General features: G+C 64.0%; 23 protein-coding genes and 1 pseudogene. 9 read left to right on the top strand and 15 right to left on the bottom strand.

Annotated features, from left to right (window positions below; translation table 11 throughout):
* Positions 1–63: 63 nt before the first annotated feature.
* The 3 genes from RT131_RS02880 to RT131_RS02870 all read left to right on the top strand — a co-directional run bounded on the left by RT131_RS02880 (position 64) and on the right by RT131_RS02870 (position 5,651).
* On the top strand, positions 64–1,923 hold the full coding sequence (locus tag RT131_RS02880) for an ABC transporter ATP-binding protein (protein WP_313170068.1): 1,860 nt from the start codon (positions 64–66) through the stop codon (positions 1,921–1,923).
* Positions 1,924–2,347: 424 nt separating this feature from the next.
* Positions 2,348–3,130, top strand: coding sequence for a ferredoxin--NADP reductase (locus RT131_RS02875; RefSeq protein WP_313170066.1), 783 nt, complete (start codon positions 2,348–2,350; stop codon positions 3,128–3,130).
* A gap of 112 nt (positions 3,131–3,242) precedes the next feature.
* Positions 3,243–5,651 (top strand): AAA family ATPase, encoded by a 2,409-nt coding sequence (locus tag RT131_RS02870; RefSeq protein WP_313170064.1) that lies wholly within the window; start codon positions 3,243–3,245, stop codon positions 5,649–5,651.
* A 22-nt stretch (positions 5,652–5,673) separates the two neighbouring features.
* Here the strand turns inward: RT131_RS02870 and RT131_RS02865 are convergent, their stop codons facing one another.
* Complete coding sequence (locus tag RT131_RS02865; protein WP_313170062.1) at positions 5,674–6,156, bottom strand: glutathione peroxidase; 483 nt, start codon at positions 6,154–6,156, stop codon at positions 5,674–5,676.
* A gap of 155 nt (positions 6,157–6,311) precedes the next feature.
* Between RT131_RS02865 and RT131_RS02860 the strand changes: the two genes are divergently transcribed.
* Entirely contained in the window at positions 6,312–8,483 is a 2,172-nt protein-coding gene (locus RT131_RS02860) for a M3 family metallopeptidase (protein ID WP_313170061.1), read from the top strand.
* A gap of 381 nt (positions 8,484–8,864) precedes the next feature.
* Here RT131_RS02860 and RT131_RS02855 read toward each other — a convergent pair whose 3' ends face one another.
* The 7 genes from RT131_RS02855 to RT131_RS02825 form a co-directional block, all read right to left on the bottom strand.
* Positions 8,865–9,866, bottom strand: coding sequence for an HlyD family secretion protein (locus RT131_RS02855; RefSeq protein WP_313170059.1), 1,002 nt, complete (start codon positions 9,864–9,866; stop codon positions 8,865–8,867).
* Positions 9,867–9,875: 9 nt separating this feature from the next.
* Positions 9,876–10,073 carry a DUF1656 domain-containing protein gene (locus tag RT131_RS02850; protein WP_313170057.1) on the bottom strand — a complete coding sequence of 66 codons (198 nt, stop codon included), beginning with the start codon at positions 10,071–10,073 and terminating at the stop codon, positions 9,876–9,878.
* A complete protein-coding gene (locus RT131_RS02845; protein ID WP_313170055.1) occupies positions 10,063–12,207 on the bottom strand; it encodes an FUSC family protein in 2,145 nt (714 codons plus the stop codon). Before RT131_RS02845 ends, RT131_RS02850 begins: the two co-directional genes overlap by 11 nt.
* A gap of 7 nt (positions 12,208–12,214) precedes the next feature.
* Positions 12,215–12,709, bottom strand: coding sequence for a MarR family transcriptional regulator (locus RT131_RS02840; protein WP_293717323.1), 495 nt, complete (start codon positions 12,707–12,709; stop codon positions 12,215–12,217).
* Between the two features lie 90 nt (positions 12,710–12,799).
* Positions 12,800–13,915: a cyclopropane fatty acyl phospholipid synthase gene (cfa, locus tag RT131_RS02835; RefSeq protein WP_313170053.1), complete on the bottom strand. Its 1,116-nt coding sequence runs from the start codon at positions 13,913–13,915 to the stop codon at positions 12,800–12,802.
* A gap of 17 nt (positions 13,916–13,932) precedes the next feature.
* The gene (locus tag RT131_RS02830; RefSeq protein WP_313170051.1) at positions 13,933–14,760 is read right to left on the bottom strand and encodes a DUF4163 domain-containing protein; all 828 of its coding nucleotides are present in this window, start codon (positions 14,758–14,760) and stop codon (positions 13,933–13,935) included.
* A gap of 60 nt (positions 14,761–14,820) precedes the next feature.
* Positions 14,821–15,114, bottom strand: a complete 294-nt coding sequence (locus RT131_RS02825) for a GNAT family N-acetyltransferase (RefSeq protein WP_313170049.1) — start codon at positions 15,112–15,114, stop codon at positions 14,821–14,823.
* Between the two features lie 197 nt (positions 15,115–15,311).
* On the opposite strand from RT131_RS02825, the gene RT131_RS02820 reads away from it, so the two are divergent.
* Positions 15,312–15,476: a hypothetical protein gene (locus RT131_RS02820; RefSeq protein WP_313170047.1), complete on the top strand. Its 165-nt coding sequence runs from the start codon at positions 15,312–15,314 to the stop codon at positions 15,474–15,476.
* A 123-nt stretch (positions 15,477–15,599) separates the two neighbouring features.
* Here RT131_RS02820 and RT131_RS02815 read toward each other — a convergent pair whose 3' ends face one another.
* Together RT131_RS02815 and RT131_RS02810 are read right to left on the bottom strand one after the other, a co-directional pair.
* Entirely contained in the window at positions 15,600–16,220 is a 621-nt protein-coding gene (locus RT131_RS02815) for a rhomboid family intramembrane serine protease (protein WP_313170046.1), read from the bottom strand.
* Positions 16,221–16,222: 2 nt separating this feature from the next.
* Positions 16,223–17,818, bottom strand: a pseudogene (locus tag RT131_RS02810) (oligopeptide:H+ symporter); the annotation flags it as partial.
* Positions 17,819–17,975: 157 nt separating this feature from the next.
* Here RT131_RS02810 and RT131_RS02805 point away from each other — a divergent pair.
* Positions 17,976–18,785: an endonuclease/exonuclease/phosphatase family protein gene (locus RT131_RS02805; protein WP_313170042.1), complete on the top strand. Its 810-nt coding sequence runs from the start codon at positions 17,976–17,978 to the stop codon at positions 18,783–18,785.
* Between the two features lie 226 nt (positions 18,786–19,011).
* Here the strand turns inward: RT131_RS02805 and RT131_RS02800 are convergent, their stop codons facing one another.
* Positions 19,012–19,623: a superoxide dismutase gene (locus RT131_RS02800; protein WP_313170040.1), complete on the bottom strand. Its 612-nt coding sequence runs from the start codon at positions 19,621–19,623 to the stop codon at positions 19,012–19,014.
* 279 nt (positions 19,624–19,902) lie between these two features.
* Here RT131_RS02800 and RT131_RS02795 point away from each other — a divergent pair, with 279 nt between their 5' ends.
* Both RT131_RS02795 and RT131_RS02790 read left to right on the top strand, forming a co-directional pair.
* A complete protein-coding gene (locus RT131_RS02795; RefSeq protein WP_313170038.1) occupies positions 19,903–20,376 on the top strand; it encodes a ribonuclease domain-containing protein in 474 nt (157 codons plus the stop codon).
* A complete protein-coding gene (locus tag RT131_RS02790) occupies positions 20,373–20,819 on the top strand; it encodes a barstar family protein (protein ID WP_313170036.1) in 447 nt (148 codons plus the stop codon). Before RT131_RS02795 ends, RT131_RS02790 begins: the two co-directional genes overlap by 4 nt.
* A 3-nt stretch (positions 20,820–20,822) precedes the next feature.
* Here RT131_RS02790 and RT131_RS02785 read toward each other — a convergent pair whose 3' ends face one another.
* The 4 genes from RT131_RS02785 to RT131_RS02770 form a co-directional block, all read right to left on the bottom strand.
* Positions 20,823–21,350 carry an SRPBCC family protein gene (locus RT131_RS02785; protein WP_313170034.1) on the bottom strand — a complete coding sequence of 176 codons (528 nt, stop codon included), beginning with the start codon at positions 21,348–21,350 and terminating at the stop codon, positions 20,823–20,825.
* Positions 21,351–21,771: 421 nt separating this feature from the next.
* Positions 21,772–22,203, bottom strand: coding sequence for a VOC family protein (locus RT131_RS02780; RefSeq protein WP_313170032.1), 432 nt, complete (start codon positions 22,201–22,203; stop codon positions 21,772–21,774).
* 76 nt (positions 22,204–22,279) lie between these two features.
* The gene (locus RT131_RS02775) at positions 22,280–24,175 is read right to left on the bottom strand and encodes an ATP-binding cassette domain-containing protein (protein ID WP_313170030.1); all 1,896 of its coding nucleotides are present in this window, start codon (positions 24,173–24,175) and stop codon (positions 22,280–22,282) included.
* Between the two features lie 35 nt (positions 24,176–24,210).
* Positions 24,211–25,116 (bottom strand): LysR family transcriptional regulator, encoded by a 906-nt coding sequence (locus RT131_RS02770; RefSeq protein WP_313170028.1) that lies wholly within the window; start codon positions 25,114–25,116, stop codon positions 24,211–24,213.
* Positions 25,117–25,243: 127 nt separating this feature from the next.
* Here RT131_RS02770 and RT131_RS02765 point away from each other — a divergent pair, with 127 nt between their 5' ends.
* A complete protein-coding gene (locus RT131_RS02765; RefSeq protein WP_313170026.1) occupies positions 25,244–26,272 on the top strand; it encodes a YeiH family protein in 1,029 nt (342 codons plus the stop codon).
* Positions 26,273–26,454 lie beyond the last annotated feature (182 nt).

Raw genomic sequence — 26,454 nt, 5'->3', positions numbered from 1 at the left:
GATGCGGCGGGCTGAACGCATTTGCAGGTAACCTGAACCCGCATTTCGCCGCTTGAGCCCCCCATGCCCCACCCCGAACCCGCTCCCGCCAAGAAACCCAGCTTCCGCGAGCGCGTCGATGCGATGCGCAACCTGCCGCCGTTCCTGCGGCAGGTTTGGCAGACCAGCCGCTGGCTGACACTCGCCAGCCTCGGCCTGCGTCTGGTCCGTGCGTTGATGCCGGTCGCGATGCTGTACGTGGGCAAGCTGATCATCGATGAAGCCGTGCGCCTGGCCGGTGCCGGCCCGATGCCACCGCTGGCAGAGGCGTTCTCCAGCGGCCATCTCAACACTCTGCTTGAGCTGCTGTTGTTGGAGTTGGCCATCGCGATCGGCTCGGACCTGCTTGGTCGACTGATCAGCTACGCCGATTCGCTGCTCTCCGAGCTGTTCACCAATGCCACCAGCGTGCGTCTGATGGAACACGCCGCCGAGCTCGATCTGGAAGACTTCGAAGACCCCGACCTGCAGGACAAGCTGGACCGTGCACGCCGCCAGACCATGGGCCGCATGAGCCTGATGAGCCAACTGTTCGGCCAGGTGCAGGACACCATCACCGTCATCAGCTTTGCCGCCGGCCTGATCGTCTACGCACCGTGGTTGATCGTATTGCTCGCGATTGCCCTGATCCCGGCTTTCATCGGCGAATCGCACTTCAACACCCTGGGTTACTCGCTCAACTTCAGCTGGACCCCGGAACGCCGCCAGCTCGACTACCTGCGCCAGGTCGGCGCCAGCGTGGAAACGGCCAAGGAGGTGAAGATATTCAACCTCAACCGTTTCCTGATCGACCGCTACAAGCTGTTGGCCGAACGCTTCTACAAGGCCAACCGCGCGCTCGCGCGCAAGCGCGCGATCTGGGGCACGCTGCTGGCCGCCCTGGGCACACTTGGTTACTACGCTGCGTATGGATACATCGCCTGGCGCACCATCCGCGGTGACTTCAGCATCGGCGACCTGACCTTCCTGTCGGGTAGTTTCCTGCGCCTGCGGCAACTGCTGGAAGGCCTGCTAACCGGCTTCTCGCAGGTCGCAGGGCAGGCGCTGTACCTGGATGACCTGTTCTCGTTCTATGCCATCGAACCGGAGATCCGCTCGCGCCCGGATGCTGTTGCGATACCGCGCCCGATCCGCGAAGGCTTCGTGTTCGAGAATGTTGGCTTCCGCTACCCGGATGCCGAGCGCTGGGCGGTACGCAACCTCAGCTTCCATCTGCAGGCTGGCGAAGTCATTGCGCTGGTCGGCGAAAACGGCGCCGGCAAGACCACTCTGGTCAAGCTGCTGGCACGCCTGTATGACCCGGACGAAGGCCGCATCCTGCTCGACGGCCGCGACCTGCGCGACTATGACCTGGATGACCTGCGCGCCAATATGGGGGTGATCTTCCAGGATTTCGTGCGCTACCACCTGTCTGCCGGCGAGAACATCGGCGTCGGTCTGGTCGAGGCCATGAACGACAAGGAGCGCATCCGCAATGCCGCGCGGCGCGCGCTGGCCGATGAGGTGATCGACGCGCTGCCCGCGGGCTACGACCAATTGATCGGCCGCCGCTTCAAGACCGGCGTGGACCTGTCCGGCGGCCAGTGGCAGAAGATCGCCATTGCCCGCGCCTATATGCGCGATGCGCAGGTGATGATCCTCGACGAACCGACCGCAGCCCTGGATGCACGCGCCGAGTTCGAGGTATTCCAGCGTTTCAAGGAACTCTCGGACAACCGCACCGCGGTGCTGATCTCGCATCGTTTTTCATCGGTGCGCATGGCTGATCGCATCCTGGTGCTGGCCGACGGTCGCATCGAAGCCAGCGGTACCCACGAAGAGCTGATGATCGAAGGCGGCCGCTATGCCGAGTTGTTTGAACTGCAGGCCGCCGGATACCGCTGACCGTAGTGCCGAGCCCTGCTCGGCTGGGGGTTTCCCAGTGAAAAGCACCCCTCCCCAGCCCTCCCCTTGGCCTGCGGCCAAAGGGAGGGAGCGTAGTGCCGAGCCATGCTCGGCAGAGGGCTTTCCCAGCGAAAAGCACCCCTCCCCAGCCCTCTCCTCGGCCTGCGGCCAAAGGGAGCGTGCGTAGTGCCGAGCCATGCTCGGCAGGGGGCTTTCCCAGCGAAAAGCACCCCTCCCCAGCCCTTCCCTTGGCCTGCGGCCAAAGGGAGGGAGCGCAGCGCCGAGCCATGCTCGGCAGAGGCTTTACCGGTAGAGTCCCTGCCGAGCATGGCTCGGCACTACAATTGAACCCTTCAAATGAGATTCATTCCTATTTAAAGGAAATCGGCTAGAATAGGAAGGTCTCCAATTTACGAATCACGGCATGTCTTCCGCTTTTGGCGCCGAAACGGTGCTTGAGGTCCGTCACTGGACGGACGCCTACTTCAGCTTCTCCACCACCCGCGACAGCGGCTTCCGCTTCGAGAATGGCCAGTTCGTGATGATCGGGCTGGAAAACGAAGGCGCCCGCCCCGTCATGCGTGCCTATTCCATCGCCAGCGCCAACTGGGAAGAGCAGTTGCACTTCTTCAGCATCAAGGTGCAGGAAGGTGCGCTGACCTCGCGCCTGCAGCACCTCAAGCCCGGCGACAAGGTGCTGGTCGGCAAGAAGCCCACCGGCACCCTGCTGATCAGCGATCTGCATCCCGGCAAGCATCTCTACCTGCTGGGCACCGGCACCGGCCTGGCGCCGTGGCTGAGCGTGGTCAAGGACCCGGAAACCTACGAGCGCTTCGAGAAGGTCATCGTCTGCCACGGCGTGCGTTTTGCGAAGGACCTGGCTTACCGCGCGTATTTCGAACAGGAACTGCCGAACGACGAAATCCTCGGCGACATCGTCCGCGACAAGCTGCTGTACTACCCGGCCGTCACCCGCGAACCCTTCCCCAACCAGGGACGCCTGACCTCGCTGATGGAGAGTGGGCAGATGCAGGAAGCACTCGGCCTGCCGCCGCTGGATCCCGCCAACGATCGCTTCATGATCTGCGGCAGCCCGCAGATGCTGGCGGACCTGCGCAGCGTGCTCGACGCGCGTGGCTTTGAGGTCTCCGCACGCATCGGCACCCCGGGTCATTACGTGTTCGAGCGCGCCTTCGTCGAGAAGTAATGCTTGTAGGGTTTTTACCGACCATTGGCGGCTATGAACCCGGACAATGATGCCGTAGCGTAACGGCCGGATCACACTGATCCGGCCGTTTTCAGTTCAGGGGAAAGGATTCATGGTTTCAAGTAGTTCCCGCAACAGCTTCATCGACAATCAGCGCAACGTCTTGCTCGACGAGTTGGCGCAATGCCGGCAACGCGCCGAGACCGCCAAGCAGGCGATGGGCGCTGCCTATCCCGCCGCCTGCCAGGCAGCACAATCCATGCGCCCGGTTTTCGAAGAGGGGCTGGCGCAGGCGCGCCGCAATACCTTGCAAAAAGGCCGCAAAGGCACCTGGGGCGCTGCCCTGAGTCTGCGCGCGAGCCTGGGCACCGGCGGGGTCCGCAACATCACCTGGTTGCTGCTGCTCGGCAGCCTGGTGCTGTATGGGCCGGTTCGGAGCTTCTGCGGCCAACTATCGTACACACTGCCCTTTCCCGTCAGCCTGCTGTTCCTGTTGTTCGTCTACATTCCACCGGCCGTGATCCTCTATGCAGGGCTGGTCTGGCTGGGCCGTTACCGTCTGTCCAAGCGCAACGCTGCAGCCGGGCTGGCCTCCATCGATGCACTGAGCAAGCGCCAGTTGCAGTTGCACGCATTTGGCAGGAAGCAGGACGACAGCCGCAGCCATCCCTATCCTGTGGTCCGCGCGCCCGCGCCCTCGGTGGAGAAACTCGGCAACAACTGGCAGCTCGGCGACAAACACGACAACTCCAATGCGGTGATGGTCGGCATGAACACCGATATCGCCACCGACAAGGATCCGGACTTCTTCATCCGCCTGCCGCTCAATGGCCATCCTGGCGGTTTTGTGCGCGTCCGCGCCGAGGTGGATGAGCATTCCGGGACCTGGACGCCATTGGCCGCCGAGCTGGCGCCAATGTTGGCGCCACTGGCGCAGCCCATCGTCGAACTGCAGGCATTGAGCGCACCCTACGAGCGTGAGCTGCAACTGCAGAAGTCCCTGCTGACCCGGCTAGCCTCGCTGGACAAGCTGGAAGCCAACTGGAAGGACGTCGCCATCCCGGAGCAGACCCTGGAACAGGTGATCAAGCTGGTGGACCGTTTTGCCGCCGGTACCCCACCACTGCCCAAGGGCATGTTGCTGTGGGGCCCGCCCGGCACCGGCAAGACCCTGATCGCGCGCAAGCTGGCCGAACACGTGGACTGCAATTTCGTTGCGGTGACCATCGCCGACCTCAAGGGCGAACACATCGGCCACACCGGCCCCAAGGTCAAGAAGATCTGGGAGAACGCACGCAGCAAGGGCCCGACCATCCTGTTCGTGGACGAATGCGAAAGCGCCTTCGCCCGCCGCGGCAGCCGCGACACCGACAACTTCGGCAATGAACTGGTACAAACCTTCATTGCCGAATGGGACGGTTTCAATCAGGGCAGCGGCAACGTGCTGGTAATCGGTGCCACCAATCGTCAGGAACTGATCGATGATGCGGTGCTGTCCCGCTTCACCGTTTCCATCGAACTGGCCGCACCCAATGCCGAAGCACGCGAGCGCATCCTGCTGGCCGAGTTCGGCAAGGCCCAGCTTTCCTTGCCGGTGACCGAAGCACTGGTGCGCGAGACTGCCGGCATGTCCGGCCGCGACCTGTCCACCCTGGTCACCAGTGTGGTGGCCACCCATCCGGCCGGGCGCCCGGCTGCGACCGACTTCAGCACCGCCATCGCCCGCCTGCGCGGCAAGAGCTCGACCTCGGTGCAGGCCCTGGGCTGGGACGATGTGATCGTGCCGGCGAGCACCCGCGCCGAGTTCGAAAGCCTCGGTAAGGAACTGCTGCATGCCGAAGAACTGGCGCGGATGAACATCCCGGTGCCACGCGGCATCCTGCTGTATGGCCCCCCCGGCACCGGCAAGACCCAGATCGCGCGCGTACTGGCCAGCCAGTCCGGGCTGTCCTTCATCGCCGCCTCATCGGCGGAGGTCAAGGGCCAGTTCCTCGGCGACGGTGGCGCGCGGGTCAAGCAGCTGTTCGAGAAAGCCCGGGCGCAGGCACCGTGCATCCTGTTCCTCGATGAGATCGACACCATTGCGCCACCGCGCGGCAGCGGCAATTCCGACAAGTTGAACGCCGAGATCGTCGCCCAGCTGCTGCAGGAACTGGACGGCATCAGCACCAAACAAGGCCAGGTATTCCTGCTTGCCGCCAGCAACCACCTCGAAGCCATCGACAGTGCCCTGCTGTCGCGGTTGGAGCGCAAGATCCAGATCGGCCTGCCCGACATCGACGCGCGCGCCGCCATCCTGCGCCTGCAGCTGGCCGGCAAGCCGCTGGATTTTGCCGTGGACGAGGTGCTGGGCACCCTGGCAGCCGCCACCGAAGGCAGCTCTGGCCGCGACCTGCAATCGCTGGTCACCGCTGCCACCCGCCGTGCCCTGCAACGGGCCATGGCCGAACACGGCGACCCGACCAAGGTGCAGCTGCAACAGAAGGACCTGCTGGACGAAGCGGCGACCGATCCGGTCTAGCCGCTGCCTGAGGACTCCGGGCTCAGCCCAGCGCCGCCCGGATATCCGCTTCAAGCGCATCCGGGCGCGCAGTGGGCGCGTAGCGGGCGATCACCTGCCCATTGCGTCCGATCAGGAACTTGCTGAAGTTCCATTTGATCGCGGCGATGCCCAACGCGCCGCGCTTCTGCCGCTGCAACCACTGCCATAGCGGGTCGGCGTCGACGCCATTGACCTTGAGCTTGGCCGACAGCGGGAAGCTGACGCCGTAGTTGATGCTGCAGAAATCCTGGATGGCGGCGGCATCGCCCGGCTCCTGATGGCCGAACTGGTCGCAGGGACAGCCCAACACCACCAACCCTTGCGGGCCCAGCTCCTGCCATAGCTGCTCCAGCCCTTCGTACTGCGGGGTGAAGCCGCACTTGGACGCGGTATTCACTATCAGCAGCACCTTGCCATCAAAGGCGGCCAGCGGCAGCGGACGGCCATCCAGTGCGGTCAACTCGAAATCAAAGGCGTTGGGCATGGCACGGCTCCTGACAGAACGGCCAGCCTACGACATCACGGCACGAACGGCATGCAAAATGTGGCCTTTCAGCGCAACCATGCCATTCGACACACCCGTACAGGCGCGCCTGCAGGTACCCTGAAAGAATCAGTCTTTTTACCGGAGTTTCCGCCTTGAACACCCGTCTCGCCCTCGCCCTTGCCGCGACCCTGGGTCTTGCCCTGCCGGCCTACAGCCAGGCCGCAACCACTGCGACCACCCAGTCTGCGCAACAGGCCAACCCGTTCTTCGCCGAAAGCCCGCTGCCGCTGCACTACCCGCAGTTCGACAAGATCAAGGACGCCGATTTTGCCCCGGCTTTCGACGCTGGCATGGCGCAGCAGCTGCAGGAAGTGGAGGCGATCGCCAACAACCCGGCCGCACCGACCTTTGAAAACACCCTGATCGCGCTGGAAAACAGCGGTGCCGTGCTGGACCGCGCCACCACCGTGTTCTTCTCGCTGATCGGCGCCGACACCAATGACGCGCGCAAGAAGCTGCAGGCCGACTACTCGGCCAAATTTGCCGCGCATGGCGATGCCATCAACCTCAATGGCAAGCTGTTCTCGCGTATCGAGACCCTGTACAACGACCGCGCCAAGCTGGGCCTGGACGCTGAAGGCCTGCGCCTGGTCGAGAAGTACTACGACAATTTCGTCCGCGCCGGCGCCAAGCTGTCCGACGCCGACAAGGCCAAGCTCAAGGCGATGAACGCCGAGCTGGCCAACCTGGGCACCAAGTTCAGCCAGAACGTGCTGGCCGAGGTCAACGCGTCCTATATCGTAGTGGACGACGTCAAGCAGCTCGACGGCCTGTCCGATGAGCAGATCGCCGCCGCCGCCGAGGCCGCCAAGGCCCGCAAGCTGGACGGCAAGTATGTCATCGCCCTGCTCAACACCACCGGCCAGCCACCGCTGACCAACCTGACCAACCGCGAGCTGCGCCAGAAGATCTACGAAGCCTCGGTGTCGCGCGGCAGCAAGGGTGGCGAGTACGACAACACTGCCCTGGTCTCACGCATCATGACCCTGCGCGCCGAGAAGGCCGCGCTGATGGGCTTCCCGAACTTCGCCAGCTACTCGCTGGGCAACCAGACCGCCAAGACCCCGGAAGCGGTCAACGCCATGCTCGGCCAGCTGGCCCCGGCTGCGGTCACCAATGCCAAGCGCGAAGCTGCCGACCTGCAGGCGATGATCGACAGCGAGCAGAAGGCCGCCGGCAAGCCGACGTTTGAACTGCAGCCGTGGGACTGGGCCTTCTACAGCGAGAAGGTGCGCCAGGCCAAGTACAACTTCGACGAGTCGCAGCTCAAGCCGTACTTCGAGCTGAAGAACGTGCTGGAGAACGGCGTGTTCTTTGCCGCCGGCAAGGAATTCGGCCTGAGCTTCAAGCAGCGCACCGACCTGCCGGTCTACCACGACGACGTCACCGTCTATGACGTGTTCGACGCCGATGGCAGCCAGCTGGCGATCTTCATCTTCGACCCGTATGCACGTGAGTCCAAGCGTGGCGGTGCGTGGATGAACGCCTATGTGTCGCAGTCGGGCCTGACCGGTGACAAGCCGGTGGTGGCCAACCACCTCAACATTCCCAAGCCGCCGGCCGGCAAGCCGACCCTGCTGACCTGGGACGAAGTAACCACCACCTTCCACGAGTTCGGCCATGCCCTGCACGGCATGTTCTCGGACGTGAAGTACCCCTACTTCGCCGGCACCGCAGTGCCGCGTGACTTCGTCGAGTTCCCCTCGCAGGTGAACGAGATGTGGTCCGACGAGCCGACCATCCTGGCCAACTACGCCAAGCACTACCAGAACGGCTCGGCGATGCCGCAGGCGCTGCTGGACAAGGTGATTGCCGCGTCCAAGTTCAACCAGGGCTTTGCCACCACCGAATACCTTGGTGCGGCGATGCTGGACCAGAGCTGGCACCAGATCGGTGTTGGCCAGATCCCGGCACCGAAGGACGTGATGAAGTTCGAGCATGAAGCGCTGGTCAAGGACGGCATCTATTACGCGCCGGTTCCGCCGCGCTACAAGACCCCGTACTTCAGCCACATCATGGGCGGCTACTCGGCGGGCTACTACGCTTACATCTGGTCCGAGGTGCTGGACGCCAACACCCAGAAGTGGTTCCGCGAGCATGGCGGGCTGTCGCGTGCCAACGGCGACCATTTCCGCAAGACCCTGCTGTCCAAGGGCGGCAGCGTGGATGCGATGGAGCTGTTCCGCAACTTCGCCGGCCACGAGCCGCAGATCGAGCCCTTGCTGGAGAAGCGCGGCCTGACCACCGGTGCTGCTACCAAGTAAGCAGTTACTGGTCTTGATGGAATGAAAACGCCCGGCTTTGCCGGGCGTTTTCTTTTGCGTGGTGCAGGCAGATCAAGAGCGGCCCTCATCCGCCCTTCGGGCACCTTCTCCCGCTCGCGGGAGAAGGGAGCGCGTCGGCGCTACGAGGCTCTGACGTATTGCCGGTACTCAGCATTGCGCGGCAACTCTCAGCTCAAGCAGCAGCCTGCATTCCCTTCTCCCGCGAGGGGGAGAAGGTGCCCGGAGGGCGGATGAGGGGGCTTTTAGCTTTTAGCTTTTAGCTTTTAGCTTTTAGCTTTTAGCTTTTAGCTTTTAGCTCCGAGCCTCGGGCGCTCCACTTCGAACTTCATACAGCCAGCAGCGAACAAACCCGACCCTGCCTTACCGCCCCTGCTCCACAATCACCGTCGCAGTCATGCCATTGGCCAGCACCACCCCCTTTGCAACCGCGCCAGCATCCAGCTTGATCCGCACCGGAATGCGTTGCGCCAGCCGTACCCAGTTGTAGGTCGGGTTCACATTGGCCAGCAGATCACTGCCGGTCGGGCTGTCCGCATCGGTAATACCGTGCGAGATGCTCTCGATATGCCCATGCAGTTCCTGCCCGCTCATCAGCTGCACGCGCGTGCCATCGCCCACATGCAGCTGGGCAAGCTTGGTTTCTTCAAAATAACCGTAGACCCAGAACGAGTCGGTGTCGATCACCGCCAACTTGGCCGCACCGGCAGTAGCGTAATCACCCTGCCGCACTTCCAGGTTGGTCACATAGCCATCTACCGGCGCACGCACTTCGGTGCGCTCCAGGTTCAATTCGGCCGTATCCAGTGCCGCCTGCGCCTGCTCAACTGCGGCCAATGCCTGCTGCTGCGCGGCGCTGGCCTGCTGGCGGCTGGCCTGTGCCTGGGCAACGCCGGCCCGTGCGGCCTGCGCGGCGCTGAGTGCATCGGTGCGCGCTTCTTCCGAAATCAGGCTGCCGGTGATGCGCTGGCGGCGCTCGTATTGCAGCTCGTAACGACTGGCGTTCACGCTCTGCTGTGCGGCACCGGCCGCTGCCACCTGGATGCTGGCGCCCGCCGCACGCGCCGAGGCCTGCGCCGCCGCCAGATTGCCGCGGGCCTGATTCAACGCGTTCCGATAACGCGCCGGATCGATCCGGTAGAGCACATCGCCGCGCTTCACCAACTGGTTGTCACGCACTGCCACCGCGCTCACCGGGCCGGACACATCCGGCGCTACCCGCACCACCTCCGCGCGCAGGCGGCCCTCGCGGGTCCAGGGGGAATACATGTAGTGGCGCCACATCGCCATCGCGACCAGAGCAGCAATCACCACCACCACCGCGGTGAGGGAGAAACGAAGCAGGGATTGGACTTTGGGGGTCATGGAGAGTTCTCAGAACAGCAGCAGGCCGAAGCCACCAAACAGACAGATGAAGATCGCGGTACGGAACAAGGCCGGATGCCAGACATGGCGGTACCAGCCACGCCGGCCGGCGACCGCGTCCAGCGCCCACAACAGCACGCAAACCAACAGGAACAACAACAGCAGGCCGGGAAACAGGGTTCCCGCGAAGGCGATTTCAATGGGCATGGGGATCGGTCTCCAGGGTTGAATCCGCGGCCGTGTTGTAGGCCGCCATCACCGAGCGGTCGTCCACCATCGCCAGCCGCACCAGCCGCAGGTGCAGCAGCACGCGTGCGGCCACGCCACCCTCCCCGGCCTGGGCGCGGGCAACGTCGATGGCGGCCGCCAGCGCTGCATCGGCGCGCAGCCAGGCAGCCCTGTCGGGCAGTGCGAAGAAGTCCGACAACGCCCGCACCACCGCGTCCACACCCTGATGCAGCGTTGTCGATACCGGTTCGTGGGCAACATCCTGGCGCAGGTGGATCAGCGCACGGCCGGTCTCGTTGACCGCCAATGCCCAGGCCAGCTGCTCACGTGATTCCTCGCTGCCCGGCGCGGTATGCGCCACGATCTGATGCAGCAGGTCGCTATTGCTGCTTTCAAAACGGTGCTGCAGGCCACGCAGCGGTGCCTGCGCCGCCAAACCCACCTGCGCACGCAGGCCGGCCATCTGCCGCCGGCGCAACCAGGCCGTGCCTACCAGCGGCGGCATCAGCGCGAAGCTCAGTACCGCCGCACCCATCGCGATCATGTGCGAGGTGCCTTCGTTGAAGAATCGCGTCGGGTCGAAACTATGCACGCTGGTAATGGCCAGGATGTTGACCAGGCCCATGGTGTAACCCAGCCCGAACACCGACAGCTTCGGCCGGCTGACCATATAGGGCCCCACCAGGAAGAACGGCAGCAGACCGGCGACCAGCAGCGTATAGCCCTCCATCCGCGTCAACACGGTGAAGTTGCAGACATAGGCTGCCAGCAAGCCGACCAGATAGCCCCAGCCCACCTTGCCGGTCATCCGCGCGGCATTGGGCACGGTTGCGAACAGCCCGGAGAAGATCGTTGCCAGCAGCATCACGTTGATCGCCATGGCCCAGCCGCTGGCCGCCCACAGCGCGCCCAGCAACAACATGGTGATCGCGGTACGGGCAAATGCCACGGCCGCACCAAGGTAGTCATTGCCGCGGACGAAGTGCGCACGCGCGTCGTCCTCGGTAGGCGCCACCTGTGCGGTCAGCTGCCGCCGCGCATGCACGTACTGCTCCAGCTCCTTCACGAAACGGCGCAGCAGCTGCGTACCGACATCGAAATCCTCGATCTGCGCCGCCCCCTGCAAACCGCCGCGCAGCCCAGCCGCGCGCGACGCGAGCTGCCGGCGTACCTCATGGATGCGCTCAGCCAACTGCGCCGGGTCCTGCTCACTGCCCTGCAGGGCCAGGCCCAGGGGCTGGTACAGCTGCTGCAGTGCCTGCCCTGCCGCGGGCGCAGGCTGGCGCAGCAGGCGATTGATCAGGTGGTGCAGCGACTGGAAGCTGGTCGAAGCCGCCATGAAGCGCTGGTTGAAGCGCTGCAGGTGGGCGCTGCGCGCCCGCGCGTCCGGGTCTTCGAAGATCACCGAGCTGCGCAGGTCTTCCAGCGTCACCGCATCGCGCACTACGCGCAGGTGGGCCTGCTCCATCTGCTCACGCGGCATCTCGCCCAGCAACGCGCCGCGCATGAAGCCGAGGAAGTTCTCATATTGGCCGCTGACCGCCGTGCGCAGGGTATCGCGCAGCCGCACCGGGAAGATCGTGTCGCTGATCACCGCGGTGACCAGCAGCCCCAGCAGCACCTCACTGATACGCGCGACCGCCGAGTCGAATACCTGCCCCGGCTGGGTAGCGATCACCGGCAAGGCGATGATCGCGGCGGTGTAGCCGGCCAGCACGAAGGCATAGGACTTGAAGTTGCGATGCAGGGTGGCCCCTGCGGTGCAGCCGGCAATCCACAACCCCATCAGTATCAGGAAGGGTTCGCGCTGTTGCGGGAACAGCGCCACGATCAACAACGCCGCCGCCGCTCCCACCAAGGTGCCCAGCACGCGATAGAAGGCCTTGGCCAGCACCATGCCGCTCTGCCGGTGCATGACGATGACCGTGGTCATCATCGCCGTGCCCGGTTGCGGCAGCTGCAGGCGCATCGCCAGCCAGCCGGTCAGGAAGAAGGCCACGGTGGTACGCAGCACGAACAGCCAGGTATCGGCCTCGCCTTTCAGAAAGACCCGCACTCCCGCGTACCAGGGCGTGGCTGTCGGCGTGCTCACCGATGATGGGATGGCGGGCATGCTGGACTCAGTTCGCCTCGATGCCATCGAGCATCTTCTTGAGAAGCCGCTCAAGCTGGTGCTGCTCTTGCCCATCCAGGCCCTGCACCTGCATGACCAACAGCTCCGCCATCTTGGGCAGCAGCCGCTGGATGCAGGCCAGGCCATTCGCGGTCAGGTGCAGGCCCAGCTTGCGCCGGTCATGGGCGTCCGGAATGCGCTCCAACAGGCCCTTGTTGCACAGTTGGTCGGTCAGCCGGGTGATGTTGGCCGACTTCTCGGTTGCCGCTTCAGCCAACTCCGACGGGGTCAGCGGATGATCCGGCGTGCCGTACAACATCATCAGGATGTTGTACTCGGCGTGGCTGAGCTCGAACTCGCGCAACACCGCATTGGCACGGTCATGGACCGTCTTGTAGATCCCTTTGACCAGGCGCACCAGCACCGCGGGCTCGCGCGGGAATCCCGGCCAGCGGGCGCAGGTGGCATCAATCCGGGTTTCTGTCGCGTCGAAGCTGCTCATGGCCTATCCGGCTCATCCAAGGATGAGGCAGATAATACACATGTGTAATATAAACTTATAAAACAGTTTCGGGGTTACAGCGTTCTACGTTCAGCGTGGCGCCACATAGCCGCCACGCACCCCGCGCGGTGACAGCACCAGTTGCCACAGCTGCGAGTGGCGGGTGCGGAAGGTGGCCATGGAGCCCGCCAGGTAGAAGCGCCACATGCGCCGGAAGCGCTCGTCATAGCGTGCATCCAGCTGATCCCATGCCGCCTCCACGTTCTCGCGCCATGCCCGCAGGGTGCGGTCGTAGTCGGTACCGAAGTTGTGCCAGTCCTCCAGCACGAACAGCCCTTCCATCGCATGGGTGATCTGCGCAGCCGACGGCAGCATGGAGTTGGGGAAGATGTACTTTGCGATCCACGGGTCGGTGCGATCGCGGCTGATATTGGTGCCGATGCTGTGCAGCAGGAACAGGCCCTGTTCGGCCAGGCAGCGCCGGGCCACCTCGAAGTAGGTGCGGTAGTTCTTGACCCCGACATGCTCGAACATGCCCACCGACAGAATGGCGTCGAACGGTTCATGCAGCTCGCGGTAGTCCTGCAGGCGGATCTCGACCGGCAGCCCGGCGCACAGTTCGCGCGCGAACTCCGCCTGCTCCTGCGAGATGGTCACCCCCACCCCCTGCACGCCGTAGCGCTCGGCGGCGAATTTCAGCGCCTCGCCCCAGCCGCAACCGATATCGAGCACACGCATGCCAGGCTGCAGGCCCAGCTTGCGGCAGATCAGGTCCAGCTTGGCTTCCTGCGCGTCGTCCAGATTGCCGGCGTCGCGCCAGTAACCACAGCTGTAGACCAGGCGCTTGCCGAGCATGGCCCGGTAAAGATCGTTGCCAAGGTCATAGTGGCGCTTGCCGACCTCGTAGCTGCCCTGCCCGCTCTGCAGGTTGAACAGCTTGGCCTTGAGTGCATCCCAGACCTCGCCACCGCCATGCACGCGCTCGTCCAGGCGTGCGTCGAGCAGATGGGTGAGCAGGCCATCCAGCGAATGCGCCTGCCACCAGCCCTCCATGTAACTCTCGCCCAGACCGAGCGAGCCGTCGGCCAGCACCCGCGCGTAGAAGCGCGGGTCGAGGATGTCCAGGTCCTGCGGCCGATCACCGCCGGGGCGGATATCGGCCTCCTGCAGCAGTGCTTCCACACGTCGTTGCAGCCCCGCATCCATCACTGACCTCCCATGTTTCAGGGGCGCGCGAACAACCCCTGGTAGTCCGCCGCAACGTGCGGCAACAACACCGCAGCCGGCACATCCACGGTCTGCGTGCCATCCGAGTACGGCCCCACCTGGTATGGCGGGAACACGAAACGCAGGGCCGAGATCTTGCCCGCCGCATCCATCACCGGCTGGAACTGGCCAAAGTTCGTGGCATCGGCCGCAGTGCCCTCATCGATCATCTTGGACAGGTTGCGAACCTGGGCCTGCTGTTCCTCAGGCGACAGGTCTTCACCCTGCGCGCGTACGGTCGCTTGTTCCAGCAGCTTGTCCTCGGTGAAGTCGCTGATCGCCTGCCAGCCCTTGGCCGAGCTGATGAGATCTTCCGCCTTCAGCAGCTGCTGCTGCTCGGGCAGCCACACGAAACGCGCCACCAGCGGCTGGCCATGGGCGCCACCGGTATAGCTGCTGCCATCGGCCGACACGGCCACCACTGCCGGCGTTTCCACCAGCATGTCGAAGGCAAGCGAGAGCTCGTACGGCGCGGTCGGCTTGTCGTTGCCCAGCTCGGCCACCGACTTCAACAGGTCGGCCTTGGCGTGGCCAGCATAATCGCTCAGCGCATTGGCCAGGCCCGGGTACTTGGCGGCCGCCGGCGGGTAGCTGATACCGATGACATAGCTTGGGGTGTTCTCAATCACATCGCGCAGATCAGCTGCCGCAGGTGCGACCGCAACCGGTGCCTGCACCGGTTCCGCGGCCGGTGCGACGGGCGCACCTTGCTCATCCTGCTTGCAACCGGCCAATGCCAGCAGCAACACCGCTGCGGCAGACGATCCCCGTACCAACCTGTTCATGCCCTTTCATCCCTTGGAAGTATGTGCGGCCGCCCGATCAGGCTTGGCCATGCCGGCAAATTATCCCAGCAGGTCGGCATATTCGCCATGGCGTTGCATGAAGGTCGCAGCGTAGGTGCAGGCCGGCACCACCTTCCAGCCAGCGGCCCGTGCATGATCCAACGCGTAGCGGGTCAACTGCGCGGCGATGCCGCGTCCACCAATGGCCTGCGGCACCCCGGTGTGGGTGATGACCATGACCCCTGCATCCAGCTGATAGTCCAGAACCGCGCGCTGACCATCGACCACGGTCTGGAACCGGTGGGCGGCAGCATCGTGCTCGATGCCGGTTACCGCTGGTGTATTCAACGTCATGGATCCTCCTGCACAAGCCTACGAATTCGGTGAAAACGCCGTGATGACGTGCCGGGCCAATCACAAGCGCCGTATTGCGTCACTTTCCGACATCCGCGCCGCCGGCGCCAGCCCAATCAAACCATGGACTGCGTCTCAAAAGCTGGCACGGGTTTTGCTGTGTCTATTGGCAAAACAGACAGCAAGCGAGGTGCGCCATGTTCGACAACGACCACACGATGCAGATTCCTTCCAACGACCATGACGCCACCCTGCTGGAAGGTCTGTTCCAACTGACCGTTGCCGGCGACACCCAGGGCTGGGAATTCAAGAAGATCGACAGCGAAGTCTATTCGCGCTTCCTTGACAGCTACGCCGCCTGAGCCCATTCCTGCAGCTGGCGCGCAGCCCACGCCGCAGCCGGGAAGGAGGCGGGGCCGCGACGACACAATTGGCGCGGCCCCTGCCTGGACGGGCAAGCCCGTCGCCGCCCCATCCGGCGGCGGTCAGAAGCTGAAAGTAGGATTCATCAGGCTCTGCAGGAAGTGCTGCAGCAGCTCCGGCTCCATGAACAGCATGAACATCACGCCGAACGCGGCACCAGCAAGGTGTGCGCTGTGATTGACGTTGTCCCCGCCCTTCTTGTCCATCCAGATGCTGTAGCCGACGTAGAACGCGGCATAGACGATGGCCGGGGCCGGGATGAACATCACCAGGATCAGTTTCCACGGCGCAATCAGGATGTAGGCGAACAGCACCGCCGATACCGCGCCTGAGGCGCCCAGGCTCAGGTAGTTCGGGTTCTTCTGGTTCTTCAGGTAGGTCGGCAGGATCGATACCACCAGCGCCGCCAGGTAGAACAAGGGATAGACCCACCATTGCCCGGTGATGCCGAGCATGATGACCTCGATCGAGCGGCCGAAGAAATACAGGGTGACCATGTTGAACAGCAGGTGCCCGAAATCAGCATGGATGAACCCATAGGTCACCAGCCGGTCGTACTGCCGATGCTTGTCGATTGCTGGCGGCCACAGGATCAGCCGGTCCGCCAGCTTGCGGTTGTTGAACGCCATCCACGACACCAGTGCGGTGATGGCGATCAGGATCAGGGTTATCGGTCCTTGCATGGTCAAACCGCCCGGTAGTTGTCGACGACTTTATACCGCCGTGCATACCAGCCGAAAGCCAACGCCGCCAACAGCGCGAAGCCGGCGAAGAAGAACATCTGGAATGCAGTGACGCTCAGACCGGTGGTGGCGATGCTGCCGTTCACCGCATCGTTGCGCACCGCGAAATTGGCCAGCAGCACCCATAGGTTGCCGATGGTGGTGGTCAGGTTCCAGAAACTCATCACCACGCCCTTCATCGACTGCGGCGCCTGGCTGTAGGCAAACTCAAGACCAGTGGCCGAGACAAGCACCTCGCCGAGGGTCAGCAGCGCATAGGGCAGCACCTGCCAGACGATGGACATAGGCTCACCCCCATCCATGACCACCTGGATGCCGCCAATGACGATCCAGGCCAGGCCACTGAACGCGATACCTGCGGTCATCCGCCGCAATGCGGTCGGCTCCCAGCCCATCCGTGCCAGCATCGGGTACAGCACAAGGTTGTTGAACGGGATCAGGATCATCACCAGCGCCGGGTTCAAGGCCTGCATCTGCCCCGCCTGGAACCAGGCCGGCTTGGTCATTTCCGCGCCCTGGATGACCCAGGTGGACGCTTTCTGGTCGAACAACGAGTGGAACGGGGTGACCAGGGCAAAAATCACCAGCACCCGCAGCACGCTGCGCACGCCGTCGACGGCGGCGTCCGGGTGAATGCCACGGGCGCGGTCCAGCTGCAGCCAAGCACCGCCGCCGATGAAGGCGATCACCACCACCAGTGCGATACAGGCGGCGATCACGAAGCCCAGCACCGGGGTCATGGCCAGCGAGACCACCGCCGCCACCAGGCCGAGCCCGGCCAGCAGCAGGCCCGGCCGGCCCTTGCCTGCCTTGTGCGCGAACAGCGCGGTGCGGATGACCTTGCTGAAGGAGTGCGGGTCATCGGCCATGTCCGGCTTGACCAGCACGTACTTCTTGCGACCCAGCCAGAACACGAACGTGGCGATGAACATCAGCAGCCCCGGGATACCGAACGCCACCGACGGGCCATAACTGGCCAACAACAGCGGCATCGTGAGCGATGCGAACAAGGAGCCGAAATTGATGATCCAGTAGAAGGCATCGAAGACCTTCTTCGCCAGGTGCTTGTTGCTCTGGTCGAACTGGTCGCCAACAAAGGACGCGACCAGTGGCTTGATGCCACCGGCACCAAAGGCGATCAGCCCAAGGCCGGCAAAGAAACCCATGCGGTTGTCTTCAAACACCGCGAGGAAGGCATGCCCCAGGCAGTAAACCAGGCTGAACCACAGAATGGTGTTGTACTTGCCGAAGAAACGATCCGCGATCCAGCCACCCAGCAACGGGAAGAAGTACACACCGATCATGAAGGTGTGCATCAGGTCCTTGGCCGCCAGTGCCCGTTCACCCGAATCCAGGATGTGCTGCAGCAGGGTCGAGGTGATCAGGAACTGCACCAGGATGTTGCGCATCCCGTAGAAGCTGAACCGTTCGCAGCCCTCGTTGCCGATGATGTAGGGGATTTGGCGAGGCATCCGCCCCTTGGGCGCGGGTGTGGCTGCTACGTGGCTGGTCGTCATCTGCGGGCGATCCGTGGATACAAAGGTTGCAAGCGTAACGCATCATGCCGCCCGCCAGACCGGTTCGCACCGGTAAAACGCCTATCGCCTGCAACGGCAAAACCTTATCGGATAAGCCTGCACGCCCCTTCTACGCGGAAAGCATTACGATGACAGTCCCTCATCTTGAGGCGTTGCAATGCTGCGCTGGGGCTGTTTTGGACTGCTGGTCCTGTCATTTGCTGTCATGGCCGAGCCGGTGGTGCCGGTCATCAAGGTCGCCAACCTGCGCCTGCCCGATAGCGGCGAGACCTGGACCAGCCAGCGCGACAGGATCGCCACCTTGATGGAAACCCTGCGCCCGGACGTGATCGTGGTCCAGGACGTGCGCCAACTGGCCAACACCCCCAACCCCGCCTGCTGGCTGGGCAGCCGCCTCAAGTACAGCTGCGATTTCATCAGCGCGGACCGCCCCAGCCAGCCGATACGCCGCGGCAATGCGGTGCTGACGCGCCTCAGCGCGCAACAGGATGGCATCACCCTGCTGCATGGCGACAGCGCACCTACCGCCGCCGGCATGCAACGCCTGCAACTGCAACAGGCACAACTGAACATCTATGCCGCCAGCATGTGTCCGCGTGACAACAGCGCGGTCTCACGGGGCCACCAGGCGGCCGATCTGCGCTCATGGATGGATGCCACCGCAGATGGCCTGCCGTCACTGATCATCGGCGACTTTGCCGCCCCCACCGAAGAACTGGTGCGGCAGCTGCCGGGCTACCAGCCAGCGCGCAGGAACCCCTCCACCCGCCACGGCGACGCTCGCCTGTCCGCCGACGCCCAGCACGGCATGGATGTGCTGTACCAGGTGCGCAGCTTCGCCGACATCACCCAGCAGGCGATTCAGTTGCCTGCCAGCGATGCGCAATCCCCGCCTGAGCCGCTGGGCATGATGGCGACGCTGCGCATGACCCGGATTCCAGAGGCCGCTGCCGTCGACCAGCCTTGAAGTAGCACCGCGCTCGCCTGCAGTAGCGGCATAAGCCACGAGGCTGGGTTTGCCGAAGCTGCAAGCATGCGTGCCATCTGACGATCTATCTGCTTCGCGGCTCACGCCGCTCCCACAAGGAAGCAGCCTGCGCGCCGCCGGACAGCCCTGAAACAACAAAGGCCGGGCAATGCCCGGCCTTTGCGTCAGCGGTGGCCGTTGGGGCCGCCGCTGCATTTCATTGCACTCAGGCAATGGCTTCCTGGTAGCGGCGCTCGACTTCCTTCCAGTTGATCAGGCTGTAGAAGGTTTCGATGAACTCGGCGCGACGGTTCTGGAACTTCAGGTAGTACGCATGCTCCCACACGTCGATGGTCAGCACCGGGGTGCGACCTTCCATCAGCGGGCTTTCCTGGTTGGAGCTCTTCTCCACCAGCAGCTTCTTGTCGGCGGTGACGCTCAGCCATGCCCAGCCGGAACCGAACTGGGTCAGCGCAGCCTTGGTGAAGGCCTCCTTGAACTTGTCGAAGCCACCCAGCTGCTCATCGATGGCCTTGGCCAAGGCGCCGCCCGGGGTGCCACCGGCGTTCGGGCCGATCACGTCCCAGAACAGCGAATGGTTGCCATGGCCACCACCCTGGTTGCGCACGCCCTGCTGCAGGTTCTCCGGCAGGGTCTTGACCTTGCGCAGCAGCTCGTCGATCGGCAGGTCGGCGTACTCGGTGCCTTCGACCAGCGCGTTGAGGTTGTTGACGTAGGTCTGGTGGTGCTTGGAGTAATGGATCTCGACCGTGGCCGCATCCATGTACGGTTCCAGCGCGTCGTAAGCGTAAGGCAGCTTGGGCAGGGTATAGGCCATCACAAATCTCCTTGGGTATATGCCTGGGGTCTGTGCCCGGAAAACCCGGGCGATGCAGATACAGCAGTGAATGGTAGGCAGGAATGCCCAACTTACCAAGACCGATGTAAAGGAAACTTTGTCCCGCCGTCGGGATCGACTGCATTTCAAGGTAATGCGCTGCCATTGTTATCGCCCTGTGAACCAACACGCGCGGACAGCGCATGAATCGCCCGTTCAACAAACTCCGGCTGACGGCGTGATAATCGTTCTCCTTTCCTTTGCTGATTGCTCGCCCTGATGCGCAAGCCCTACCTTCTGGTTATAGCCATAGTCCTTCTGGTTGCAGGCCTGTGGGGCATGCGCGTCGCGCAGCAGCCACCGCCGCCGCAGTTCGCGCCTTCCTTGGGTATGGACCCCGGCGCCGGCGGCAATTCGCAGGCCGCTGCAGAAGCGCAATCCCGCGCGGCAACGCCGCGCGACCCGCTCCCAGCGTTCCTGCCGCCCGAAGCACGCCAGACCATTGCCCTGATCCAGCGCGGCGGACCCTACCCGCATCGCCAGGATGGCAGCACCTTCGGCAACCGCGAGCGCCAGCTGCCGCAGCGGCCGCGCGGCTATTACCGCGAATACACCGTGGACACACCGGGACTGAATCACCGTGGCGCCAGGCGCATCGTGACCGGTGGCGAGCCGCCGGATGCCTGGTATTACACCGACGATCACTACGAAAGCTTCCGCAGCTTTGAAGTCCCCGCCAGGAGTACGCCATGAGTGACAGCGGTTTCGACATGGGACTGGAAGACGTCAGCCAGGCCGGCGTCTACGGTGTAGGCGACGGTGACCTTGGCGGCTTGGCGGCGGTAGCCCGCGATGCCGGGCTGCGCGTATGCCGCATCGACCTGGAAGGCTGCACCGACAAGCGCACCCTGTTGATGCGGCTCGGCACGCAGCTCGATTTTCCAACCGGCTGGAGTCGTAACTGGGATGCGCTGTCCGATGGATTGCGCGACTTGTCCTGGCTGCCAGCCAACGGCTATGCCTTGCTGTTCAGTGACGCCAACGACCTGCGCCAGGGCAGCCCAGCCGACTTTGATACCTTGCTGGAGTTGCTATCCGAAGCCTCGGCCAGTTGGGCCGAGGACAGGGTGGCGTTCTGGGCCTTCCTGGAGCTGCCGGGCGGTGGCGAAGAAGCGCCTGCCGACGAGGAAGAATGATCCTCAGCGGGCGGCCTGCAGCCAGCGTGCCAGGCCGTCCAATTGCTGTGCCTGGACTTTGTCCACCACCGGTGCCAAGGCGCCGAGGTCGTCTGGGCTATAGCCACCAGCCCGGTAGCGCCACGTCACCCGGGTAGACGGGCCTTCTGCCTGCAAGGTCCACTCGGCGACGCCGTGCAGGCCCATGCCCTGCATTGGTCCAAGTCCGCCGGTCATGCGCAGGGTTTTCTGCGGATCGACGAACACGACCTGCAGATGCTGTGCCTGCTGTGCGCCCGCGATTTCGCAGAAGCAGCCACCGGCACGGGCGTCGATGGACAGCTTGGCAGCCTTGCCCCACCAGCTGTGGTCTTTAGGCCACCACCGATCGATATCGGCCGTCATCGCCTGCCATACGCGCGTGGGTTCGGCTGCGATCAGGACGCTGTTTTCGACGGTGAAGCCTGCAGCTGTGGCGTCTTTGACTTCAGCGTATGCGGGCAAGGCGAAGGCTGTTGCGAGCAGCAAGAGCGTAGTGGGTCTGCGGGACATGGCTGCTGCTCTTGTTGAATGGCATGAGCATGCGCGGAGCACGGTTGGGCAGCAAGTGCTGGGTTCATGGCCAAGAGCACCCCTACCCAGCCCTCCCCTGCACCTGCGGTGCAAGGGGGGAGCGAAAGTCCTCCTTTCGGCCGAGCAGCTGAGCCCTCCCTTTCGCGCAGCGAAGGGGAGGGTTGGGAGGGGTGCTTTTGATCTTCGCCAATTGCGCGACTGCAGGGGTACAGCGAGAACCCCCCTCCCCCCTCCCCCCACGCCTTCGGCGCAGGGGTTGTAGTGCCAAGCCATGCTCGGCAAAAGCCGTCCCGGCAATCCATCGGCGCGGCAGCTGTAAGCCGCAAAACCTGCAAGACCCCCCTCCCCGACCCTCCCCAACCTTCCCCTGCACCTGCGATGCAAGGGAGGGAACAGAGCATCAGCCCAAGTCCGCCGAAACAGGCCCCTTCAGCTCGATGGTGTTGCCGTCCGGGTCCTTGAAGTACAACGACAACCCGTCACCTTCAGCACCGAAATTCACCTCGGCTGCCGCCAACGGCATTGCACCGTGCTCGGACAGATACGCAACCAATTCCGCTTCATCGAAAGGCGCTATCCGCAAACACAGGTGATCAACGTTGCGCGCTTCCGGCCCCGGGCCACTGCCGCCGCGCGCACCCAGCGCGCCATCCAGACTGATCAGGTCGATCATCGACACACCTGCACGCAGATGCACCAGGCCGAGATGGTCACGTCGTCGCACCACCTCGCAGCCCAGCACCGCCGAATAGAACGCAACGCTACGCTCCAGGTCGCCGACCCGGAACACCACATGATCAATACGTGCGACGTCGAACGGCCGTTTCATCATCACCTCGCAGCATCCTGGGACACCATCCTGCCGTCCTACGCGAGGACGGCAGGTGAAGCAGGCCGCCAGAGCCGCCTCAGGCATCCAGTTCCTGCCAACGCGCGTAGGCAGCATCCAACTCGGCCTGCACCTTGCCCAGCTGCTGGGTATGCGCGGTGACCTCGGCACTGCTGCGCGTATAGAACGAAGGGTCGTTCATCGCCGAGGTCAGGCCTTCGACATCCAGTTCCAGTTGTTCGATCTTGGCCGGGAGCTGCTCCAGCTCGCGTGCATCCTTGAAACTGAGCTTGCGCTTGGGCACCGCGGCAGGTGCTGCAGCCACCGCTGCCGCGGCGGGTGCAGGTGCCGCGGTCGCCGACGCCTTGGCCACCGCCATCGCGGTCTGGGTCGGTGCCGGGCGCTGGCGCAGCGAGTCGCTGTAACCACCCACGTAATCGCCCACCTTGCCCTCGCCTTCCAGCACAAGGGTGGAGGTGACCACGTTGTCGAGGAAGTCACGGTCATGGCTGACCAGCAGCAGCGTGCCGGTGTAGTCGGCCAGCAGCTCTTCCAGCAGCTCCAGAGTTTCCACGTCCAGGTCGTTGGTCGGTTCGTCCATCACCAGCAGGTTGGACGGCTGCGCGAACAACTTGGCCAGCAGCAGGCGGTTGCGCTCACCGCCCGACAGGCGGGTAATCGGCGCGCGCGCGCGTTCCGGGGTGAACAGGAAGTCCTGCAGGTAGGCATGCACGTGCTTGCGCTTGCCGTTGAGGTCGATGAAGTCCGCGCCTTCGGCCACGTTCTCGATCGCGCTCCAGTCCTCGCGCAGGGTGGCACGGTACTGGTCGAAGTAGGCAATCTGCAGATTGGTGCCCTGCCGCACTTCGCCGGTATCAGGCTGCAGGTCCCCAAGCAGCAGCTTCAGCAAGGTGGTCTTGCCGCTGCCATTGGGGCCGATCAAACCAATGCGATCACCACGCAGGATGGTGGTTTCGAAATCCTTGACCATCACCCGCTCACCGAACGCGAAGGAGATGTTCTTGATGTCGATGACCTTCTTGCCAGAGTTCTCGGCACCGGCGGCTTCCAGCTTGACGTTGCCACTGAGTTCGCGGCGCTGGCTGCGCTCGTTGCGCATCGCCTTGAGCCGACGCACGCGGCCTTCGTCGCGGGTGCGGCGGGCCTTGATGCCCTGCCGGATCCAGACTTCTTCCTGCGCCAGCAACTTGTCGAAGCGGGCGTTCTCGGCCGCCTGTGCATTGAGGCGCTCTTCGCGGCGGCGCTCGTAGTTGTCCCAGTCGCCCGGCCAGCTGGTCACCTGGCCGCGATCGATCTCGACGATGCGGGTGGCCAGGGCGCGCAGGAAGCGACGGTCATGGGTGACGAACACCACGCAGCCGTTCCAGCCCTTGAGGAAGGTTTCCAGCCAATCGATGGCTTCGATGTCCAGATGGTTGGTTGGTTCATCCAGCAGCAGTACGTCGGGGCCGGCGACCAGCGCACGCGCAAGCAGCACGCGGCGCTTCATGCCGCCGGACAGACGGCCGAACTCAGCGTCGCCATCCAGGTCGAGCTTGGTCAGGGTTTCCTCGACGCGCTGGTCCAGACCCCAGCCATCGGCGGCGTCGATCTTGGCCTGCACATTGCCCATGGCCTCGCCATCGAAGACCTCGGCGTGGCTCAGGCGGTGGAACTCGGCCAACCAGTGGCCAAGCTCGCCGAGGCCATCGGCGACCACGTCGAACACGCTGCCGGCAGCGCCGTGCGGCACTTCCTGCTCGAGCCGGGTGACGCGCACGCCCTGCTGCACGCGCACCTCGCCGTCATCGGGCTTGAGCTCGCCAGCCATCAGCTTCATGAGAGTGGATTTGCCGGCGCCGTTGCGGCCGATCAGGGCGATGCGCTCGCCAGTCTCGATCGACAGTTCGGCTTTTTCCAGCAACAACGGGCCGCCGACGCTGTAGTCGACGTTCTGCAAGGTAATCAAAGGCATGGGCGTATTGTACGGGCTCTGGCGGTCGACCGCGCTCAATCGTCGCTAAACACGTCCGCCGGCAGGCCCAGCAACTGGCGCAGGCTGGCCGGGATGCGTTTGCCGGGATGGCGCACGGCCCATAGCTGACGCTGCAAAGGCGGCAAGGGCGTCGCCAACACCTGCAGCTTGCCCAGCGTCACCAGGTCAGCCACCGCATGCCGTGACAGGCAGGCCAGACCCAACCCGGCGACCGCCCCCTGCTTGATCGCTTCGGTGCCGCCCAACTGCAGCACTTCCGCGAAGCCATGGAGATGCGGCAACAAGGCTTGCTCGGCCGCCTCGCGCGTGCCTGAACCGGGTTCGCGCAACAGCCAGCGCGCTTGCCGCAACATCGCCAGGTCCGCTCCCTTGCTGAACTGCGTCGCCAGCGGATGGCGTTCGCCAAACACCACCACCAGTTCATCCTGCTGCCAGTGCGCCACTTCCAGCCCCGGCTCGTGGCTGGGCCCCTCAATCAAGCCGACATCCACCTCCAGCCGCTGCACGGCAGTCGTGACCTCGCGGGTATTGCCGATCACCAGCTCGACATGGGCGTGTGGATTGGAGGCTTGCAGGTCAGCGATACGTGCCGGCATCAGGTAGTTGCCGATGGTGGTACTGGCGCCGACCTGCCAACGCACCGCGGCACCGGTCTGGCTGTCGGCACGGAACCGCCGCTCGATATCGGTCATACCCGCCAGCAAGGCGCGCGCTTGCGGCAGCAGAGCCCGGCCGTGGCCGTTAAGCACCAGTCGACGGCCTATCCGGTCAAACAAGGCCAGCCCGAGCAGGTTCTCCAGTTCGACCAGGGCAGCACTGACCGCTGATTGCGACAAGCCCAGCAACTCACCTGCCGCCGTAGTGGTACCGGCTTCGGCAATGCCGGAAAAGATCTGCAGCTGACGCAGCGATAGATGCATGACCTATCTCACAAATAGGTTGATTCAACCAATATTATCCGTTTTACAGGTAATAACCAGGGGGGCAGCATGGGCTATCTTCTAATAACCCAATGTTATGAACACCTCGACCCAAGGGCTGACCTCGATGCCCCTTTCCCGCCTCCCCGGCCTGTTGCTGACGGCCGCCGTCGCCGGCCTGTCAATCTGGCTGGGCACCTTGCCGTGGATGCAGAACCACGGCATCAGCGCGCTGACCCTGGCCATCGTCATCGGCATCGTGCTGGGTAACACGGTTTACCGCAGCCTGGCGACGCGCGCCGATGCAGGCGTTGTTTTCTCCAAGGCGACCTTGCTGCGTGCCGGCATCATTCTTTACGGCCTGCGTCTTACCCTGCAGGATATCGGCCAGGTTGGCGTTGCCGGCGTGGCGATCGATGCGCTGGTGCTGTGTTCCACCTTCGGCCTCGCCTGGTGGCTGGGCACCAGGCTGCTGGGCATGGACCGCAACTCGGCCCTGCTGATCGGCGCTGGCAGTTCGATCTGTGGTGCTGCCGCGGTAATGGCAGCCGAACCGGTGATCAAGGGCCGCGCCGAACAGGTCGCCGTTGCCGTGGCCACGGTGGTGGTGTTCGGCACGATCGCGATGTTCCTGTACCCGCTGCTGTACCAGTGGGGCGTGTCGGCGGGCTGGATGCCGCTGGATGAGACCGCGTTCGGCGTATTTACCGGCTCCACCGTGCATGAGGTCGCGCAGGTAGTGGCGGCTGGCCGTGCGGTCAGCGAACCTGCCGCCGATGCGGCCGTCATCACCAAGATGGTGCGGGTGATGATGTTGGCACCGTTCCTGGTTGGCCTGTCTGCCTTGCTGGCCCGCGGCCAGAACAGCAGCAATGGCGAGCGCTCGAAGATCACCATTCCGTGGTTCGCGTTTGGCTTCATCGCCATGGTCGGCTTCAACTCGCTGCAGCTGCTGCCGGCCGGGGTGCTGAAGGTATTGATCGATCTGGACACCGTGCTGCTGGCCATGGCGATGGCTGCGCTGGGCCTGACCACGCATGCTTCGGCGCTGCGTCAGGCCGGTGCCAAGCCGATGTTGTTGGCTTTGTTGTTGTTCGTCTGGTTGTTGGCTGGCGGCATGCTGATCAATCTTGGAGTGCGGGCTGCGCTGGGCTGAGGCGCTATTGGTAAGGCCGCTGCCGAGCATGGCTCGGCACTACAGGATTGGGGCCGCGACAGCTTTAGCCCCTCTCCCGCATGCGGGAGAGGGTTGGGGTGAGGCCAGCTGTTCGCTGGTAAAGCCCCTGCCGAGCATGGCTCGGCACTACAGGATTGGGGCCGCGACAGCTTTAGCCCCTC

It is taken from the genome of Stenotrophomonas sp., assembly GCF_032066555.1.
In the GTDB taxonomy this organism is placed as follows: Bacteria; Pseudomonadota; Gammaproteobacteria; order Xanthomonadales; family Xanthomonadaceae; genus Stenotrophomonas.
The sequence above is the reverse complement of the archived record's forward strand: the minus strand, read 5'-3'. Positions and strand labels throughout refer to the sequence as shown.